The organism is Microbacterium sp. A84, assembly GCF_051842815.1.
Taxonomy (GTDB): Bacteria; Actinomycetota; Actinomycetes; order Actinomycetales; family Microbacteriaceae; genus Microbacterium.
Map to the genome: position 1 here is coordinate 1,177,221 of NZ_JBPXMS010000001.1, position 18,907 is coordinate 1,196,127.

General features: G+C 64.8%; 16 protein-coding genes. 9 read left to right on the plus strand and 7 right to left on the minus strand.

The genetic code is table 11. The features are described 5' to 3' along the window. Positions 1-9 precede the first annotated feature (9 nt). The 4 genes from ACSU04_RS05895 to ACSU04_RS05910 form a co-directional block, all read right to left on the minus strand. Positions 10-771, minus strand: coding sequence for an ABC transporter permease (locus tag ACSU04_RS05895; RefSeq protein ID WP_439283803.1), 762 nt, complete (start codon positions 769-771; stop codon positions 10-12). A gap of 2 nt (positions 772-773) precedes the next feature. After that, on the minus strand, positions 774-1,730 hold the full coding sequence (locus tag ACSU04_RS05900) for an ABC transporter ATP-binding protein (protein WP_439283805.1): 957 nt from the start codon (positions 1,728-1,730) through the stop codon (positions 774-776). A 118-nt stretch (positions 1,731-1,848) separates the two neighbouring features. Then, positions 1,849-3,702 carry an FAD-dependent monooxygenase gene (locus ACSU04_RS05905; protein ID WP_439288737.1) on the minus strand — a complete coding sequence of 618 codons (1,854 nt, stop codon included), beginning with the start codon at positions 3,700-3,702 and terminating at the stop codon, positions 1,849-1,851. 63 nt (positions 3,703-3,765) lie between these two features. Further along, on the minus strand, positions 3,766-5,139 hold the full coding sequence (locus ACSU04_RS05910) for an MFS transporter (RefSeq protein WP_439283809.1): 1,374 nt from the start codon (positions 5,137-5,139) through the stop codon (positions 3,766-3,768). A 127-nt stretch (positions 5,140-5,266) separates the two neighbouring features. Between ACSU04_RS05910 and ACSU04_RS05915 the strand changes: the two genes are divergently transcribed. From ACSU04_RS05915 to ACSU04_RS05940, 6 genes are all read left to right on the plus strand, one after another. Then, positions 5,267-6,724 (plus strand): fumarylacetoacetate hydrolase family protein, encoded by a 1,458-nt coding sequence (locus ACSU04_RS05915; RefSeq protein WP_439288738.1) that lies wholly within the window; start codon positions 5,267-5,269, stop codon positions 6,722-6,724. Continuing rightward, positions 6,721-7,401, plus strand: a complete 681-nt coding sequence (locus ACSU04_RS05920; RefSeq protein WP_439283813.1) for a GntR family transcriptional regulator — start codon at positions 6,721-6,723, stop codon at positions 7,399-7,401. Before ACSU04_RS05915 ends, ACSU04_RS05920 begins: the two co-directional genes overlap by 4 nt. Positions 7,402-7,414: 13 nt before the next feature. Beyond that, positions 7,415-8,911, plus strand: a complete 1,497-nt coding sequence (hpaE, locus tag ACSU04_RS05925; RefSeq protein ID WP_439288739.1) for a 5-carboxymethyl-2-hydroxymuconate semialdehyde dehydrogenase — start codon at positions 7,415-7,417, stop codon at positions 8,909-8,911. Between the two features lie 108 nt (positions 8,912-9,019). Beyond that, a complete protein-coding gene (gene hpaD / locus ACSU04_RS05930; protein WP_439283817.1) occupies positions 9,020-10,177 on the plus strand; it encodes a 3,4-dihydroxyphenylacetate 2,3-dioxygenase in 1,158 nt (385 codons plus the stop codon). Between the two features lie 9 nt (positions 10,178-10,186). Then, the gene (locus tag ACSU04_RS05935) at positions 10,187-10,972 is read left to right on the plus strand and encodes a 2-keto-4-pentenoate hydratase (protein ID WP_439288740.1); all 786 of its coding nucleotides are present in this window, start codon (positions 10,187-10,189) and stop codon (positions 10,970-10,972) included. Continuing rightward, positions 10,957-11,781: an HpcH/HpaI aldolase family protein gene (locus ACSU04_RS05940; RefSeq protein WP_439288741.1), complete on the plus strand. Its 825-nt coding sequence runs from the start codon at positions 10,957-10,959 to the stop codon at positions 11,779-11,781. Before ACSU04_RS05935 ends, ACSU04_RS05940 begins: the two co-directional genes overlap by 16 nt. Before the next feature lie 64 nt (positions 11,782-11,845). Here ACSU04_RS05940 and ACSU04_RS05945 read toward each other — a convergent pair whose 3' ends face one another. After that, positions 11,846-13,171 carry a short-chain fatty acid transporter gene (locus ACSU04_RS05945; protein WP_439284010.1) on the minus strand — a complete coding sequence of 442 codons (1,326 nt, stop codon included), beginning with the start codon at positions 13,169-13,171 and terminating at the stop codon, positions 11,846-11,848. 125 nt (positions 13,172-13,296) lie between these two features. On the opposite strand from ACSU04_RS05945, the gene ACSU04_RS05950 reads away from it, so the two are divergent. The 3 genes from ACSU04_RS05950 to ACSU04_RS05960 are packed head-to-tail and all read left to right on the plus strand — an operon-like array spanning position 13,297 to position 15,764. Then, positions 13,297-13,749 (plus strand): flavodoxin family protein, encoded by a 453-nt coding sequence (locus tag ACSU04_RS05950; RefSeq protein WP_439288742.1) that lies wholly within the window; start codon positions 13,297-13,299, stop codon positions 13,747-13,749. Positions 13,750-13,803: 54 nt separating this feature from the next. After that, complete coding sequence (locus ACSU04_RS05955) at positions 13,804-14,853, plus strand: M24 family metallopeptidase (protein ID WP_439288743.1); 1,050 nt, start codon at positions 13,804-13,806, stop codon at positions 14,851-14,853. A gap of 26 nt (positions 14,854-14,879) precedes the next feature. Then, on the plus strand, positions 14,880-15,764 hold the full coding sequence (locus tag ACSU04_RS05960) for a glycoside hydrolase family 43 protein (protein WP_439288744.1): 885 nt from the start codon (positions 14,880-14,882) through the stop codon (positions 15,762-15,764). On the opposite strand, the gene ACSU04_RS05965 is transcribed toward ACSU04_RS05960, so the two are convergent. Continuing rightward, positions 15,745-17,382: an MGH1-like glycoside hydrolase domain-containing protein gene (locus ACSU04_RS05965; RefSeq protein ID WP_439288745.1), complete on the minus strand. Its 1,638-nt coding sequence runs from the start codon at positions 17,380-17,382 to the stop codon at positions 15,745-15,747. The two genes, ACSU04_RS05960 and ACSU04_RS05965, sit on opposite strands and share 20 nt — an antisense overlap. A gap of 70 nt (positions 17,383-17,452) precedes the next feature. After that, entirely contained in the window at positions 17,453-18,772 is a 1,320-nt protein-coding gene (locus ACSU04_RS05970) for an ABC transporter substrate-binding protein (RefSeq protein WP_439288746.1), read from the minus strand. Between the last annotated feature and the right edge of the window lie 135 nt (positions 18,773-18,907).

Here is an 18,907-nt window from a genome sequence, read left to right on the forward strand (position 1 = left end):
GTTTCGACCCTATCGGCGAGAACGCGAGCGCTTGATGCCAGCCGCCACGAGTACAGCGAACAACGCGAGCCACACGATGATGTTCAGCACGACCGCCCACAGCGGGTCGGACTGACCGGTCGTGAGCGCGCCATCGGTGAGGGGCCAACGGCTCAGCGAGACGAAACCATACAGCGGGGTGAAGCGGGCGATGTCGAGCATCACGCCGTCGAGGGGCATGAAGACGTTGCCGAAGAACGCGAAGAACGTCATCGAGATGGATGCCAGCGCCGCCGCCGTGTCGGGATTGAAGAACAGCCCGACACCGAGTCCATACAGGCCGTACATCAGCCCGAGCCCGAGGATGATCCCCGCCGATGCTCCCCAGCGCCAGGCGTCAGTACTCTCGGCGCCGGTCAGCATGCCAGCGGCGAAGACCGCCAGCACAGCGAGCGCCGCGAATGCCACTGCGGTCACCAGTTTCGTCAGCGCGTACCCCACTGTGCCGAGCGGAGTCATCGCCAACTGCCGACCCCAGCCCTGCTTCGATTCGGAGGCGGCAAGCGAGGTGATCGAGCTCATCGCGACGGCACCTCCGTATGCGGCCATAGACACCATCACGTAGAACGCGACGTTGCCGTGCCCCATGGACGTCGAGCCGTAGGACATGCTCGCGCCGAACAGCAGGTACATCGCCACCGGCATCCCGAGCGTGAATGCGAGTGTGTAGGGGTTGCGAATCTGGCGCAGTGCTTCGATGCGCAGCATCGTGGGTGAGATCGACATGGTCATGATCAGTTCTCCGTCAGGGCTGTGAAGGCGGTTTCAAGGGTGGGTGCGGCGATCTCTAGATCGTGCGCCCCAGAATTCAAGAGAACGGATGCTGCGGCATCCGAGTCCGTCGCGCGCAGGCTCACGCGCTCACCGTCGACGCGCACTTCTGTGATTCCGTCGGTCTCATTCAGCGTCCGCACCAGGTAATCCGCGTCGGTCGCCGGAAGGTTCGCGGCAAGTGTGCGCCCGCCGAGGTTCGCGCGTAGTTGAGCGGTAGGGGCATCCGCCACGATGCGGCCGTGGTGCATGACCACGGTGCGGCGGGCGAACTGTTCTGCTTCTTCGAGGTAGTGCGTTGCGAAGATGATGGTGCGCCCGGCATCCGCATCCGCGCGCATGACGTCCCAGAAGTGTCGACGGGCGGTGACGTCCATACCTGCGGTCGGCTCGTCCAAGACGAGGATGTCCGGATCGGCGACCAGCGCGAGTGCGAACTTCACACGCTGCTGCTCGCCGCCCGAGCACTTCGCGATCCGGCGGCGAGCCAGCGGCTCCAAGTCGGTGGCGGCGAGTACCTCGGGTACGCGGCCGAGCGCCTCAGGGCCGTGCAGGGATGCGATGACCTCGACCGTCTCGCGGACAGAGAGGTCTGACAGCAGGCCGCCGGTCTGTAGCACTGCAGCGATGGCACCAGACTTTGCCGCCTTCGCCGGTTGCTCGCCGAAGACCGAAACGGTGCCGCCGCTGGGGTCTGCGAGGCCGAGCAGCATGTCGAGCGTGGTCGTCTTTCCGGCACCGTTAGGGCCGAGCAAAGCGACTACCTCGCCGCGGCGGATGCTGAGATTCAGGCCGTCGACCGCTTTCACGGCTCGGTCGCCAGCGCCGAAGTGCTTCTGCAGCCCTTCGATGGCGATGACGGTGTCGGATGCGGTGGCGCTGAGTCGCGGGGAGGCCAGGGTTTCCTGTGCTGTGCTCATGCTTACAGCCTGGCTGGTGCGTCCGCTCGATTCCGGAGGGCGCTGTCACGTCGTTCACATGACACGTGTCACGTTCTCACCGACTTCTCGCAGCCGAGCGCGACGGGCGGAGCACGGGTCAGGCGGGGAGGAAGACCCCCGATAGGAATGCGTCCAGCTCGTCCGTCGCCTCCAGCGGCAGCACCGCGGCGACGTACTGGTCTGGGCGCACGACCACGACGACGCCATCGCGTGACAGCTCGCGCTCAGAGAAGATGTCCGTCTTCGACCACGCATTGGGAGCCGCGGTATAGACCTTCTCCCAGTCGGTCAGCCCCAGCGGCCCCGTCTTCGGCAGCAACAGTGCCGGCACCGAAAGAATGTCGATGTCTTCGAACGCCTGCTGATAAATCGCCTTCACGTCGAACACGGCATCCGCATCGGCGTCCGCCGGCGTGTACCGGGCGAGGACCGGCGAGACGGCCGACGCCCACGGCGCGAGCTTCTCCCCCGCGGCATCCGCGAAGGCGTACACACGCCAACGCCCGTCGGCCCTGGCGTGATGGCCGAGATGCACGATATTCCCGTCGCACACCCGAACCACCTCGGCCGACTTGAAGCGCCGCCCGATCGGGAACCCGGCGGCGAGCGCCTGGTGTTCATCGGAGCCGGTAATCGCCGACGGCGTGTAGTGCGTCATGAAACCGGACGGGAACTCGGCCGTGGCCAGATAATAATTCGACAACTCCTGCGGGTCGGAGATCTCCTCCGGTTTACGCGCCATCAGCGAAGACCACTCACGATCGAAGTCGATCAACTGCTGCGCGACCGGCTGCCGCTCGGCTGAATACGTCGACAGCAGCGACTCGGGGCTGCGTCCGGCGAGCACCGATCCGAGCTTCCAACCCAGGTTGAATCCGTCCTGCATTGACACGTTCATCCCCTGCCCTGCCTTGGCGCTGTGCGTGTGGCAGGCATCGCCGGTAAGGAAGACACGCGGGTGACGATCGACGTCGCCGCCGACATCGTCGAAACCATCAGTGACGCGGTGCCCGACTTCGTACACGCTCGACCAGGCGATCTCCTTCACATCCAGCGAGTACGGATGCAGGATCTCGTTGGCCTTGGCGATGACCGCCTCAATCGGAGTCTGGCGCACCTGGTGGTTATCATCCTCGGCGACCTCACCCAGATCGACGTAGACCCGGCTGAGATAGCCGCCCTCGCGCGGAATATGCAGGATGTTACCGGCCTGTGCGTTGATCGCGCACTTGGTGCGCCAATCCGGGAAGTTGGTGTTCACGAGCACGTCCATGACGCCCCAGGCATGCGCGGAGAACTCTCCGACGTGGGTGCGTCCGATCGCCTCGCGCACGCCGCTGCGCGCGCCATCGCTACCGACGACATACTTGGCTCGGATGGTGCGCTCGCCCGCAGCATCCCGCACGCGCACCTCGATCGGGTGCTCACCCTGGTCTGTGATCGTCAGCCCGAGAAACTCCACGCCGTAGTCCGGAATGATCCGTCCAGGGCCGTGCGCGGCGGCCTCCGCGAAGTAGTCCAGCACGCGGGCCTGGTTCACGATCAGGTGCGGGAACTCACTGATCTTGAGGCCGTAGTCCTCGGTACGCGTGGTGCGGATGATGTCGCCAGGGTTCTCCGGGTCAGGTCCCCAGAAGTTCATGTAGGCGATGTTGTACGCCTCGGCCGTGATCCGCTCTGCGAAGCCGAAGGCTTGGAACGTCTCGACGCTGCGTGGCTGGATGCCGTCGGCCTGGCCGAGCACGAGGCGGCCATCGCGCTTCTCGATGACCCGGGTGGTGATGTCCGGAAACTGCGACATCTGTGCAGCCAACAGCATGCCAGCGGGGCCGGAGCCGACAATGAGCACGTCCGTCTCATCCGGCAGTTCGCCAGGGCGATCGACCCCGGTGCCAGACGCCTCGACGATGCGTGGGTCCTGCGAGACGTAGCCGTGGTGGTGGAACTGCATCGAAACTCCTTCAGAAAATCGAGAGACGGGGCGGATGCCACAGGCATCCGCCCCTGATGAGATTCAGGCCCTCGCGAAGCCGTAGATCGGGCTCTTCGCCTGCTCTTCCTCGTGGTCAGGACCGAGCGGGATACCACTGCGATCACGCAGCAGCAACGTGGCGATCAGGCCGATCACCGTCATCCCGGCGAGGTACCAGGTCACCATGTCGGTCGAGCCGGTCGCTTTCACGATCGCCGCGGCGATCGTCGGAGCGAACGCACCGCCGACGATCGCGCCGATCGCGTACGAGATCGAGACCCCAGAGAACCGAATGGATGCGGGGAACAACTCGGTGTACAGCGCCGCCTGCGGACCATAGGTGAAGCCGAGCCCGATCGTGAGAATCGCAAGACCGAGGAACAACAGCCAGACGTTTGCCGTGTTCACGAGCGGGAACAGGAGGAAGACACCCACCAGCTGCAGGACCCAGCCGGTGATATAGGTATTGCGGCGACCGATCTTGTCGGAGATCCATCCGCCGAGAAGCGTGCTCAGCAGCCAGGTGACAGCGGAGCCGGTAACCGCCCAGAGCACGGGTCCGAATTCGAGAGCGATCGGTCCGTCCTCGGCAGTCGCGTAGCGCTGGACGAAGCCGCCGGTGGTCATGTAGCCAATCGCGTTGTTTCCGGCGAAGACGAGCGCGGCGATGATGACGAGCGGCGTGTGCTTGCGGAACAGCTGCACGATCGGCATCTTCGCCTTCTCCTTGCGCTCGGCGAGCTCAAGGAATACCGGGCTCTCCTCGACGTTGCGACGCACGTAGTAGCCGACCAGGATCAGTACGACGCTGAGCAGGAACGGAATGCGCCAGCCCCACGCGAGGAATTGCTCCCCGGGTGCGATCGCGGTCATGATCGCCATGACACCGGATGCCAGCAGAAGTCCCAGCGGCACGCCGATCTGCGGCGAGGCACCGAAGATGCCGCGGCGCTTCTTCGGCGCATGCTCGACGGCCATCAGGACGGCGCCGCCCCATTCGCCACCCGCCGAGATGCCCTGCAGAATGCGCAGGATCACGAGCAGGATGGGGGCACCGATGCCGATGACCTCGTCTGTCGGCAAGACGCCGATCAGGGCTGTCGCGGCCCCCATCAGGATCAGCGTCCACATCAGCACTCGCTTGCGTCCCAGCTTGTCGCCGAAGTGACCGGCGAGGAAGGCGCCAAGGGGCCGGAACAGGAAGCTGATGCCGACGGTCGCAAAGCCGAGGATCACGGAATCGGTGCCGAGAGACGAGAAGAACAGCTGCCCGAAGACCAGGCCAACCGCTGTTGCGTAGATGAAGAAGTCGTACCACTCGACAGTGGTTCCGACGACTGTGGCGAAGACGACGCGACGGCGATCCGCCGCGCTGGCGATGGTGCCTGTCGGCGTGAAGCCGGGCTGATCAGTCATTGAATGCTCCTTGGATGACGTCGTTGTCACGGGCAGCAGATGCATGCTTGCAACCCACTGCCAGGATGATATACGATTTCGAATACGTCGCACAAGAGCGTCGTACAGACGCAAGGAGGCGCCCAACGTGACGGACTCGATTGCCCGCCCCGGCAAGATCATCGCGATCCACCTCAGTTACGCGTCCCGTGCTGATCAGCGTGGCCGGCGCCCCGCGCATCCTTCCTATTTCTTCAAGGTCGCAAGCTCGATCGCACCGTCCGGTGGCACCGTCGAACGGCCGGCCGGTACCGAGCTCCTCGCCTTCGAAGGTGAGATCGCGCTGATCATCGGCACTCCTGCCCGCCACGTCCGCATCGAGGATGCCTGGTCGCACGTCGCATCCGTCACCGCCGCGAATGATCTCGGCCTCTACGACCTGCGCGCGAACGACAAAGGTTCCAACGTCCGCTCCAAGGGCGGCGACGGCTACACGCCGCTCGGCCCGCGCCTGATCGACGCGCGAGCAATCGACCCGACCGGCATCCGTGTTCGCACCTGGGTCAACGGCGAGCTCCGCCAGGACGACACTTCGGACGGGCTCATCTTCCCGCTCGCGCAGTTCGTGGCCGACCTCTCCCAGCACTTCACCCTCGAGACCGGCGATGTCATCCTCACTGGCACCCCGGCCGGATCCTCCGTGATCGTGCCCGGCGACGTCGTCGAGATCGAGGTGGATGCCCCAGATGCACCGGGAGCCCCGACATCCGGCCGACTGGTTACCACCGTCACGCAGGGCGACGTGCCGTTCGACGAGACGCTCGGATCGATGCCAGCCGTCGACGACGTGCAGCGCACCGAGGCGTGGGGTTCGGCGGAGGCCGCTGGGCTCCTCCCCAGCGCACCGACCGGCACCGTGCTCTCCCCCGAACTTCGCGCCAAGCTCGAGGCTGCTCCCACTGCCGGCCTCTCCGCACAACTACGCAAACTCGGCATCAACGCCTGCATCATCGACGGTGTGCACGCGGCCCAGCCCGGCATGACACTCGTTGGCACCGCAAAAACGCTGCGGTTCGTGCCCGGCCGCGAGGATCTGTTCAAGACTCATGGCGGCGGATACAACGCGCAAAAGCGCGCGTTCGACACAGTCTGTGAGGGCGAGGTCATCGTGATCGAGGCCCGAGGCGAATCGGGCTCCGGCACCCTCGGCGACATCATGGCTCTGCGCGCGCAGGCGCGGGGAGCGGCCGGTATCGTCACGGACGGCGGCGTGCGCGACTACGACACCGTCGTCGAGATCGGACTTCCGGTGTTCTCGCGCGGTGCACATCCGGCGGTGCTCGGACGCAAGCACGTGCCGTGGGAGTACGACGTGGCCGTCGCCTGCGGAGGAACCACCGTCGAGCCCGGCGACATCATCGTCGGCGACGGAGACGGCGTGATCGTCATCCCGGCCGCTCTCGCAGAGCAGGTCGCCGACGCCGCACTCGCCCAGGAGACAGAGGATGCCTGGATCGCCGCGCGCGTCGCTGAAGGCTACGGCCTGGACGGGTTGTTTCCGATGAACGCCGAATGGCGTGCGAAGTACGAAGGCAGCCGCCCATGACACAGGTCATCATCAGCAAGTCGCAGCGCGCGTACCACTGGATCAAGGAGCGCATCGCGGGCCAGACCTACACCCCCGGCTACCGGCTCGTCCTTGGCGCGATCGCTGGAGAGCTCGACATGAGCGTCGTGCCGGTGCGTGAGGCGATCCGTCAACTCGAAGCCGAAGGGCTCGTGCACTTCGAGCACAATGTCGGCGCCAGAGTCGCGATGGTCGACGATGCCCAGTATCGGCACAGCATGGAGGCACTCAGCATCCTGGAGGGCAGCGCAACGGCCATGTCCGCCCCCCATCTGAGCGCCGACGATCTGAAGTTCGCCCGCGCGATCAATGCTCAGATGATCGAGACTCTCGATCACTTCGACCCACCGTCGTTCACACGCCTCAACCAGCAGTTCCACGCGGCGCTCATCGCCGCGTGCCCGAACCCGCGACTACAGGAGCTCGTGACAGTCGAGATGGCGCGCCTGAACCGACTGCGCGATTCAACATTCAACTTCGTTCCCGGCCGCGCACATGAGTCGGTGCGTGAGCACGAGAACATCGTTGCCCTGATCGAGAACGGCGCCCCGATCATCGAGATCGAACGCGTTGCGCGCCAGCACCACGCAGCCACCCTTGACGCCTACCTCACGAAGAAGCACCCCGACGAAGCCGTCGGCATGCACGTCCACTGACACCGGAGGAACCATGACTGATTCACGCATCCCCGCAGAGCTCCCCGATCACATCCAGCACTACATCGATGGCGAGTTCGTCGACTCGATCGACGGCGACACCTTCGACGTGCTCGACCCGGTGACCAACGAAAACTACACCACAGCATCCGCAGGCAAGAAGGCCGATATCGACCTCGCCGTCGCCGCCGCCACGCGCGCGTTCCAGGACGGTCCATGGCCGCGGATGCTCCCCCGCGAACGCTCACGCGTGCTGCACCGCATCGCCGACATCGTCGAATCGCGCGATCAGCGCCTCGCAGAGCTCGAGAGCTTCGACTCCGGCCTGCCGATCACACAGGCGCTCGGTCAGGCACGCCGTGCGGCCGAGAACTTCCGCTTCTTCGCAGATCTGATCGTCGCCCAGGCGGATGACACCTTCAAAGTGCCCGGACGTCAGATCAACTACGTCAACCGCAAGCCGATCGGCGTCGCTGGCCTCATCACGCCATGGAACACGCCATTCATGCTCGAGTCGTGGAAGCTCGGACCGGCTCTCGCGACCGGCAACACCGTCGTGCTCAAACCCGCGGAGTTCACGCCGCTTTCGGCATCCCTGTGGGCTGGAATCTTCGAGGAGGCAGGACTGCCAAAGGGCGTCTTCAACCTTGTCAACGGACTCGGAGAGGATGCCGGCGACGCCCTGGTCAAGCATCCGGGTGTGCCGCTGATCTCCTTCACCGGTGAAAGCAGCACCGGGCAGTTGATCTTCGCCAACGCGGCACCGTTCCTCAAAGGTCTCTCGATGGAACTCGGCGGCAAATCCCCCGCGATCGTCTTCGCCGATGCCGACCTGGATGCCGCGGTCGACGCGACCATCTTCGGCGTGTTCTCGCTCAACGGCGAGCGCTGCACTGCCGGCTCCCGCATCCTCGTCGAACAGTCGATATACGAGGAGTTCGTGGAGAAATACGCGGCTCAAGCGAAGCGTGTCAAAGTCGGACTGCCGAACGATCCGACCACGGAGGTCGGCGCACTCGTGCATCCAGAGCACTACGACAAGGTCATGAGCTACGTGGAGATCGGCAAGACCGAGGCGCGCCTGGTCGCTGGTGGCGGGCGCCCGGAGGGCTTCGAGACCGGTAATTATGTCGCCCCGACCGTATTCGCCGATGTCTCGCCCGACGCGCGAATCTTCCAAGAGGAGATTTTCGGCCCCGTGGTCGCGATCACGCCATTCGCGTCCGATGAAGAGGCGCTGGCACTGGCGAACGACACCAGGTACGGCCTGGCCGCGTACATCTGGACGAATGACCTCAAGCGCGCGCACAACTTCGCGGGCGACCTCGAGGCAGGCATGGTGTGGCTGAACAGCAACAACGTGCGCGACCTCCGCACCCCGTTCGGCGGTGTGAAGGCCTCCGGTCTCGGCCACGAGGGCGGCTATCGTTCGATCGATTTCTACACCGACCAGCAGTCCGTGCACATCACGCTCGCTGAGTCACACTCCCCCACCTTCGGCAAGAACTGACCCTGCCCCACACCACCCCACCTCCCGCGAAACTTCGCCTGTGTCACCGAAACGGACGGTTTATATGACACACGCGAAGTCTCGCGAATCATGAGCAAGGACGCTGACATGACCAACCGTGAAGACATGACCCTCACCTCCTCGGGATACTACGTATCGCAGGAGGCGCCGATTCACTCTGACAACCCCGTCGCCACACCGACGAGCACTCCCCCTGACATCCTGCGCTGCGCGTACATGGAGCTCGTGGTCACCGACCTCGCGGCATCCCGCCAGTTCTACGTCGACGTGCTCGGACTGTATGTCACCGTTGAGGACGACGAGGCGATCTACCTGCGCTCCACAGAGGAATTCATCCACCACAATCTGGTGCTGCGCAAGGGTCCGATTGCCGCCGTCGCCGCGTTCTCGTATCGCGTGCGCAGCGCGGAGGATCTCGACCGCGCCGTCGAGTTCTACACCGAGCTCGGATGCCGCGTCGAGCGGCGCCCGGACGGCTTTGTCACGGGCATCGGCGACTCGGTGCGCGTGGAGGATCCGCTCGGCTTCCCCTACGAGTTCTTCTTCGAGACCACCCACGTGGAGCGGCTGTCCTGGCGCTACGACCTGCACACGCCGGGCGAACTCGTACGCCTGGACCACTTCAACCAGGTCACCCCCGACGTGCCGCGCGCTGTCCGCCACTACCAAGACCTCGGATTTCGCGTCACGGAGGACATCCAGGATGAGGACGGCACCGTCTACGCCGCGTGGATGCGCCGCAAGCCCACTGTCCACGACACCGCCGCGACCGGCGGTGACGGCCCGCGTATGCACCACGTCGCGTTCGCGACCCACGAGAAGCACAACATTCTCGCGATCTGCGACAAGCTCGGCGCGCTCCGCCGATCGGATGCGATCGAGCGAGGTCCCGGTCGCCACGGTGTGAGCAACGCGTTCTACCTGTATCTGCGCGACCCCGATGGGCACCGCGTGGAGATCTACACGCAGGACTATTACACCGGCGATCCGGACAACCCCGTCATCACCTGGGACGTCCACGACAACCAGCGCCGTGACTGGTGGGGCAACCCCGTCGTTCCGAGCTGGTACACCGACGCATCCCTTGTGCTCGACCTTGACGGCAGTCCCCAGCCCGTTATCGCCCGCACCGATGCGAGCGAGATGGCGGTGACGATCGGCGCCGACGGCTTCTCGTACACCCGCAAGGGCGAAGAGATGCCAGAGTACAAACAGGGTGAGTACAAGCTAGGCCACCAGCTCTAAGGAGTGAGAATGCTGTCACCTGACGTGATCGCGCGGATCGCGGATGAGCTCGCTGAAGCCGAGCAGAACAACGCAGTGATACCCCGGATCACGGCGCGGTTCCCGGATGCCACAATCGAGGATTCCTATGCCATTCAGGGCATATGGCGTGATAAGAACCTCGCAGCCGGGCGCACGCTCATCGGTCGCAAAATCGGACTCACCTCGAAGGCAATGCAGCAGGCGACGGGAATCACTGAACCCGACTACGGCGTCATGTTCGACGACACTGTGTATCCGTCGGGTGCGGAGATCCGCTTCGATGATTTCTCGAACGTACGGATCGAGGTCGAACTCGCCTTCGTGTTGAAGCATCCACTTGAAGGTCCTGACTGCACACTCGATGATGCCCTCGCAGCAATCGACTATGCCGTGCCCGCGCTCGAGGTACTGAACTCGCACATCGAGCTCGAGGGACGCACGATCGTCGATACGATCAGCGACAACGCCGCGTACGGCGCGATGGTGCTCGGCGACGTGCACAAGCGGCCGGACGAGATCGACCTGCGCTGGGTGCCTGGTGTGCTCTCCCGCAATGGTGAGATCGAGGAGACCGGTGTCTCCGCCGGCGTCCTCGGACATCCGGCAACCGGCGTCGCGTGGCTCGCGAACAAGTTCCACCAGCACGGTGCGCGGCTCGAGGCCGGGGAGATCATCCTCGCGGGTTCGTTCACCCGTCCGATGTGGGTGTCCAAGGGCGATGACGTGCTGTGCGACTACGGACCGATGGGAAAGATCACATGCCGATTCATCTAGAACCCGCGCCGTCGTTTCGCGATCGACTCGCGGATGCTTCTCGGCCGCTGGTGGGCGCATGGATCTGCTCCGGCAGCCCGATCGCCGCGGAGATCGTCGCCGGATCAGGCCTGGACTGGACGCTGATCGACGGCGAGCACAGCCCGATCGGCCTGGAATCGACGCTCGCCCTGCTGCAGGCCGTCGCGCCGTACCCGATCACACCCGTGGTGCGGGTGCCGTCGGCAGACGCGACGCTGATCAAGCAGTTCCTCGACCTCGGTGCGCAGAACCTGCTGGTGCCGATGGTGAACACCGCCGACGAAGCGTCGGCTGCTGTCGCGGCGACGCGCTATCCGCCCCGCGGCATCCGCGGCGTCGGCAGCGCGCTGGCGCGCGCCGGGCAGTTCAACCGCATCGAGAATTACCTGCAGCGTGCACACGAAATCACCTCACTCACTGTGCAGATCGAGACGGATGCCGCGGTGCGCAACGCTCGCGCGATCGCCGAGGTCGATGGCGTGGATGCCGTGTTCATCGGCCCCAGTGATCTGGCCGCATCCATGGGCCTTCTCGGGCAGCAGGAGCATCCTGACGTCGTCGCAGCGGTAGAGCAGACCATCGCGACGGTCCGCGAAGCAGGAAAACCCGTCGGCGTGAACGCGTTCGATCCGGCGACGGCTCGCCGTTACCTCGACGCCGGAGCATCCTTCGTCCTCGTGGCCGCTGACGTGTCGATCCTCGCGCGTGCGACCGAGAAGCTCGCAGCCGACTGGATACCGGACGCCACGGCTAGCGAACAGAAAAGCACCGAGCGCGCCAGCTACTGATCGTCACGATGCAAGACCACGCCGAGACCGCAGCGAATCGTCGCAGTCTCGGCGTGGTTGTGCATCAGAGGCTGACGAGGAACAGGACGAGCGCCATCACGACACCGGAACCCAGCAGCGTGATGAAGGTATACCCGAGGATGTCGCGCATCTTCAGTCCTGCGATCGCCAGCACCGGCAGCGCCCAGAACGGCTGGATCATGTTGGTCCACTGGTCGCCGTAGGCCACCGCCATGACCGCAATTGCCGGATCGACGCCGAGCTGGTTGGCGGCATCCAGCATGATCGGCCCCTGCACCGCGAACTGACCCCCGCCGGACGGCACGAAGAAGTTGACGATGCCAGCCGAGAGCAGGGCCAGCACGCCGAACGTGGTCGGCGTGGCGATCGAGACGAACGCGTCGGAGAACAGTGCAATCAGACCTGACGAAGCCATGATGCCGAGAATGCCCGCGTACAGCGGGAACTGCAGGAGAATCTCACCGACGTTGGATGCCGCTTTCTTGGTGAGATGGATGAGCTCGAACGGGTTGCGCACCAGCAACAGGATCAGTGCCAGGAACGACCAGTTCACGATGTCGAGGGTGAGTGTGCCTCCCCCTACGAAGTGCACGATGAGGTAGATGACCAGCCCCACGCCGACAATCGTCGTCAGAATGCGCGACGCGTCGATGCGGTCAGCCGGAGTGACGATTTCATCGTCATACTCATCCGTCTCCTCAGAGCCGACACTCGCGGGAAGCTCGAAGATCGGATCGTTCTTCTTCGGCCGGATGAGGAACATCAAGAAGGCGACGACAACGATGACGCCGAGGGCAGCGAGCATGTTCCAGGTCGAGAACGTCGTCTCGGTGATCGGCAGCACCTCACCGCCGAGACTCGGCGCGAGGAAGGAGTCCGGCGTGGCGGCCGTCAGCGGACCGGAACCCGAGTACCCCATGTGCCAGACGACGAAGCCCGAGTATCCGGAGGCCACCAGCAACGGGAAGTGTACTTTCAGTCCGCGCTTGCGCGCCTCGACCGCGATCTCACGGGCAAGCAGCGTGCCGACGATGAGTCCCAGACCCCAGGTGATGAGACTCGCGATCGCGGCGATGACGAACACGAAGACGTATGCGAAGCCGGCGTTGCTGGGCACCCGTGCGAGCCACCGCAGCAGCTTTTGCACCGGGCGCGTGTTGGCGAGCATGTAGCCGAGCAACAGAATCAGACACATCTGTGTCATGAAGGCCAAAAGCCCGGAGAGCCCGTCACCCCACCCCTTCACCACGTCGACGGGACTGGTCTGCGTGAGCGTCATCGCAAGGACCGCCACGATGAGTGTCAAGACAATCGCGAAGGTCAGGGCGGAGGGGATCCACCGCTCCAAGAACCGGTTGATCGGTCGCATGACACCCCGAGAACGGTGCTCTTCTTTGATTTGTGACACGTTGAACTCCTTCGTTCAATAGCCGAATACGCTTTCACCTTAGCAACGGGATCCCACCCAACGTGGGAGCGAACTAGGGTGGATTTATGTCCCGTCTGCTGGTGGTGCACCACTCTCCGACGCCGAGGCTCAGAACCATCTCCGCGGCGGTGTTACGCGGTGCCCGCACCGCAGAGAGCGAAGGCGTGGAGATCATCGAAAGCGCCGCTCTCGATGCGAGTGCCGAGGATCTGCTCAACGCGGATGCCGTCGTTTTCGGCACGACGGCGAACTTCGGGTACATCTCCGGCGCTCTCAAGCACTTCTTCGATACCACTTTCAATGAGACGCACGCACAAACAAAGGGCCGACCCTTCTCCTACTGGATCCACGGCAGCCACGACACCACCGGCGCCGAGAGGGCGATGCAGTCGATCACGACCGGCTACGGCCTCCGACTCGCCGCCACACCTGTGGTGTTCACCGGCGACATCGACGACGAGCACCTGGCACGTGCCGAAGAGATGGGTGCGAGCGTCGCCTGGACGCTGACGATCTAATCTCGCACAGCGCGACAGCTCCCGTGAAAGCGGTTTCTCCGGTAACATGCCAACATGCCTGCCGTCACTGCTGATCGCCCGCACAAGCACGCCCGTCTCGCGTCGATCCTTGACGCGCACGGTGTCGATCGCATGCTGCTGACCGGGCCGGAGAACCTCGCCTGGTACTTCGACGGCGCCAGGGTGCAGGTGCCGATCGGAGGCGCCGCGGTGTGCTCGGCGATCATCCATCGCGACGGCACCGCCATCGTCACCGCTCTGGAGAATGAGGCCGAGCGACTACAGGCCGAGGAGATCGCCGGGGCCGAGTTCCAGCGCATCCCCTGGTTCGGATCGCTCGCAGATGCCCCGCAGGGGATGCTGGTCGACAGTGACATCGCCGATGAGCTGCGCCAGGCACGCGCAGCGCTGCTTCCCGCCGAGCGCACGCGCTACGCACTGCTGGGTCAGGATGCCGCAGTAGCCGTCACAGCGGTGCTGCGAGCGAGCACAGCCGACATGACAGAGCACGAACTCGCCGCGGAGCTCGGCCGCGCCGTGCTGTCGATGGGAGCGACGCCCGCAGTCATCCTCGTCGCTGGATCGGCGCGCGGCGGTGTGCAGCATCCGCTCCCCACCGGTGCGTCACTCGGGGATCACGCTCTCGTCGTCGTCACGGCCGTCCGTCATGGACTGCACGCCAGTTTCAGTCGCTGGGTACGATTCCGCGGCCATGAGAGCGACCAGGAACGCCGGCTCCGTCTGGTGGAAGCCGACATCTTCGCGGCCACCAGGCCCGGGCGTGATTTTGCGGATGTGCTGACCGACATTGCTTCCGCATACCAAGCCCACGGCTTCGGGAGCGCGCAAGAACCAGCCTGGCGCGCGCACCACCAGGGCGGCCCTACCGGCTATCTGGGTCGCGATCCGAAGATCTCCCCCACCAGTGCCGGTCGCGTGGTCTCCGGTGGCGCGTTCGCCTGGAACCCCTGGGTGCCGCATGCCAAGCTCGAAGACACCGTGATCATCGATGATGCCGGCCCCACCGTGCTGACCGCCGACCCCGCGTGGCCGACCGTCGACGTACGCGGCATCCCGCGCCCCGTCGCACTCGACCTGACCTGACCCTCCTGAGACCGCCGGAGATCACCATGCGCCTCGAAGACATCCAGATCCGAGACCCGTTCGTCCTGCACGACCAGGCCTCCGGCGACTACTGGCTGTTCGGCAGCACTGACACGAACATCTGGAACGGGCCGGCGACGGGCTTTGACACCTATCGCAGTAGCGACCTGGAAACCTGGCACGGGCCGATCCCGGCGTTCCGTCCCGCCGAGGACTTCTGGTCACATACCCAGTACTGGGCTCCCGAGGTGCACCCATACGAAGGCGCGTTCTACCTGCTTGCAACCTTCACCGCGGAAGGATATCGCCGCGGCACCCAGATTCTGCGTGCCGATCATCCGGAGGGGCCGTATGAACCCTGGTCGAACGAACCGGTCACCCCGCGCGAGTGGGAATGCCTTGACGGCACACTGCACGTCGACGATGGCATCCCCTATCTGGTCTTCTGCCACGAGTGGAAGGACGTCGGCGACGGCGAGATCCATTCCGTGCGCCTCACCGAGGATCTGCGCACCACGATCGGCGAACCCCAACTGCTGTTCCGCGCCTCCGAAGCACCGTGGGCGCGCAGTATCCCGCGCCCAGAGTTCCCGCAGGTCTTCGTCACCGACGGCCCCTCGATGCACCGCACCGCAGACGGCCGTCTGCTGATGCTGTGGTCGAGCTTTGGCGATGCCGGCTACGCCATGGGCGTGGCGACGTCGACGTCCGGCAGTATCGCCGGCCCGTGGGTGCAGTCCGAACTCCCACTGTGGCCGGCCGACGGCGGGCACGGAATGATTTTCACGGATGCAGGCGGCACGCTGCTGCTGACCCTGCATACCCCGAACCGCACGCCGGACGAGCGCGCGCGCTTCTTCCCGCTTGAAGAGACGCCAGAGGGTCTGCGGCTCAGAACACCGGCGAAATGAACTCCACTGACGACCGGCCAATGACGTTACCGCCCGAGAGCGTCACCCGCTCATTCGGCGCGATCTCGAGCTGAACAGTTCCGGCCGGAAGCACGAGCGCGCCTGCGACCGGCTGTGCGGCGAGTCCGATGATCGACGTGACTTCTCCCACGGCATCGGTCTGGACCCGCCATCCGCGCGGAAAGGAGAATACCGGCAGCCCGTCCTTGAGTACGTCCACCAAGTCGTCGTCTGCCGTGAGCTCCCAGGAGACATCGTGGATGACGCGCGCATATCCGATCGCCTCGGCCGCGGCGGCATGTTCCAGCCGCGTCGGTGCGAATCCCGAGAACCACAGCGTGCCGTCAGGTCGCTCCAGCACCCCGCTGTATCGCTCCACGGCATCCAAGAACCACAGGATCGACGGCGAATACACCTCGGTGAAGCCCGCGTCTCCCGACCAGGGATCCAGGCACTGCGGGAAGCGGTCGGCGACCGCAAGCGCTGCCAGTACTGGCCCCGCGGTCAACGTGAGCTCGGCCACATGGCCGTGCTGCTCGAATGCCTCTGGCGCGCGCAGTTGTGCGAGAAAGTTCACCGGGCCACCCCAGGAATTGCGAGATGAATCGTGGTCGAAGCGAGGGTCATCCATCGCGATCGTGGTGAAGCCGTGATGCGCAAGGAATCGCCGGGTGTTCATCAGGTGACGGCGCAGAGCTTCTGCGAAGAAAGCCTCGTCACCGACTTCGCAGGCCAGCACGCGAAGCAACACATCTGATGCGATGCGCACGAAACGTCCTGAACGATCCCGGTCGTAAAACATCCCGTCGACCTCGTCGAAGCACTGTTCCCAGAGCGCGTCGAGAGATGCGGATGCGCGGTCCCGCCATGGCGTGCCGTCCTCCCCCAACTCATCGGCGATCACCGCCAAGTAGGCGCGCTGGCATGCGACGTTCGCGGTGAGATCCGGGGCGATGTATGGCACACCCGATGCGGCCGGATCCACCTGACGGGCATCACCCCCGAACGCGCGATCGGGGGCGAACCAGAACCGAGGCGAGAGATCGTGTCCGGTGTCGAACGCACAGAACGCTTCAACTGCGCCGGTGCCTGCGGTGTCGCGGTAACGTGCCAGCCATTCGTCGTAGCGCACCATCGCGTCATACATCGTGCGCAGCAGACCGCGATCACCGGTGCGCTGAAAGTGTCGCCACACGACTCTGGCCAGCGGCGTGACGATTTGGATCTGACTGAATCCGGCACCCGAAGGTGTCACCTTGTAAGGGATCATCCCGTCGTCGCGCTGCAGGGCTGCGAACTGCAGCAGGGTGTCGCGGCCGATGCCCGGTGCGAAGCGGTCGAGGATCTCGACGTTGATGGTGCCGGTGCTTTCCAGCCAGCATCCGTCGTAGACGCCACCCTCGTTCAGTACCGGTGGTCCGTCGATGGGGCGGATGCATCGCGTGAGATCGGCGAGTGCGTCATTCCAACGCTGCTCGAGCGGCCCACCGATCGCGACGAAGCGGATGCCGGATGCTTCGAGTCCCTCCCCCAGAGGGGTGCCCGAAAGCCCGGCACGATCGATCGGGTTTGCCGCGCGTAGACGGTGCAGGGCCTCGGCCCGCGCAGTCGCTGTCATGTCCGCCTCCTGAAGACGTCAGTGGGGCGCGGGCGGCATAGACACCACCCGCGCCCCGATAATTCGCAGATTACTGCAGTGCTGCCCCCAGCTCATCGATGAAGCGCTGCGCCGCCTCCTGAGCAGTGGCACGGCCGAAGAGAACTTCAGACTCCATGCGCTGCGCGAGCTCGTTCAGGATCGAGCCACCGGCCGGCTGCGGCGGCGCGACGACGCCCTCGGTCAGCACGACGTCGACGTAGTCCGCCGCGACCTGGCTGGGCCCGCTCAGCAGTGGGGCGACCACCGCAAGAGTGTCGGGGTTGAACGGCACACCGCGGGTGTCAAGGATGAGCTCGGCAGCGGCGGGTTCGTTCAGGAACCAGCTCGCGAGCAGAGCCGCAGCCTCGGGGTGCTTGCTCGCCGCGTTGATCGACCAGAACGCCGAAGGCAACAGTGCCACGCCGGAGACGTCGGTGTCGGACGGCGGCAGCATTATCTGCACGTCTTCTCCGCCGCCGGCGTACACGCCCATCAGGTTGCTGTAACCGAAGGTGACCGCGGCCTGACCGAGCGTGAACGGCTGCTGGTCCGGCGGGAGCGCCCAGTTTGCGGTCACGACCGTTGGGTCAGGTAGTGCCCCGCCCTCGAGCAATTGCTTTTCGATCTCGAACCAACCGGCGATGTCGTCGACATCGACGCCGAGCTGGCCGTCCCAGTCGTAAATGCCAACTTCGCTGACCTGCCCGGCGTAGGTACCCAGGATGTCCTGGACGCGCAGGTCGATGCCGTAGATGGGCTTGCCGTCTGCGTTGACCAAACCTGCGCTGCCGATCGCGTTCGACGCCTCGATCAGGTCGTCCCAGGTCCACCCGTCGGCGGGCACGTCGACTCCGGCCTGCTCGAAGATGTCGGCGTTGATGAAGGCTGCCGTCGCGTTGCCACCGGTGGGCAGCCCGTACAGCTTGTCATCGACCAGTGCATTGGTGAGCGAGAAGTCCGGATAGTTGCTGGTTTCCAGCTGCTCACTGACTGTGGCCAAGTCGAGCAGAGCGCCGAGGCCGCCGTATTCCTGCGGCTTCGCGCCGCCGAGTGCGAACACGTCGGGGGCGGTGTCACCGCCGGCTGCGAAATCGGTCGCGAGGCGGTTGAACAGGTCGTCGGGTGAACCGACTGGCGTCTCCACCACCGTGATGTTCGGGTACTCGTCTTCGAACAGATCGATGACCTCGCCGAACAGCGTGGCGCGGTTGTCATCTCCCCACCAGGAGATCTCGAGCTCGATGTCCTCGTCGGGATCAAACCCGCCTCCGGTGGCGGTGGTGTCTGTCCCTGCAGAGCAGCTGGTGAGTACAAGTGCCGTGGCCACGGCGGCAGAGCCGATGGCCACGCGGGAACGCGTAGTACGCATCATTGCGCCTCTTTCGGATTGGGGCCGCTGCCATGGCGGCCGAACGTCTGTCGGGTTTTCAGAGCGCGTTTTCGCCTCGATGATCCATCACTGGAGAAACCGCTTTCTCGAGTGAAGCTAGCATCCGCCGAGAAG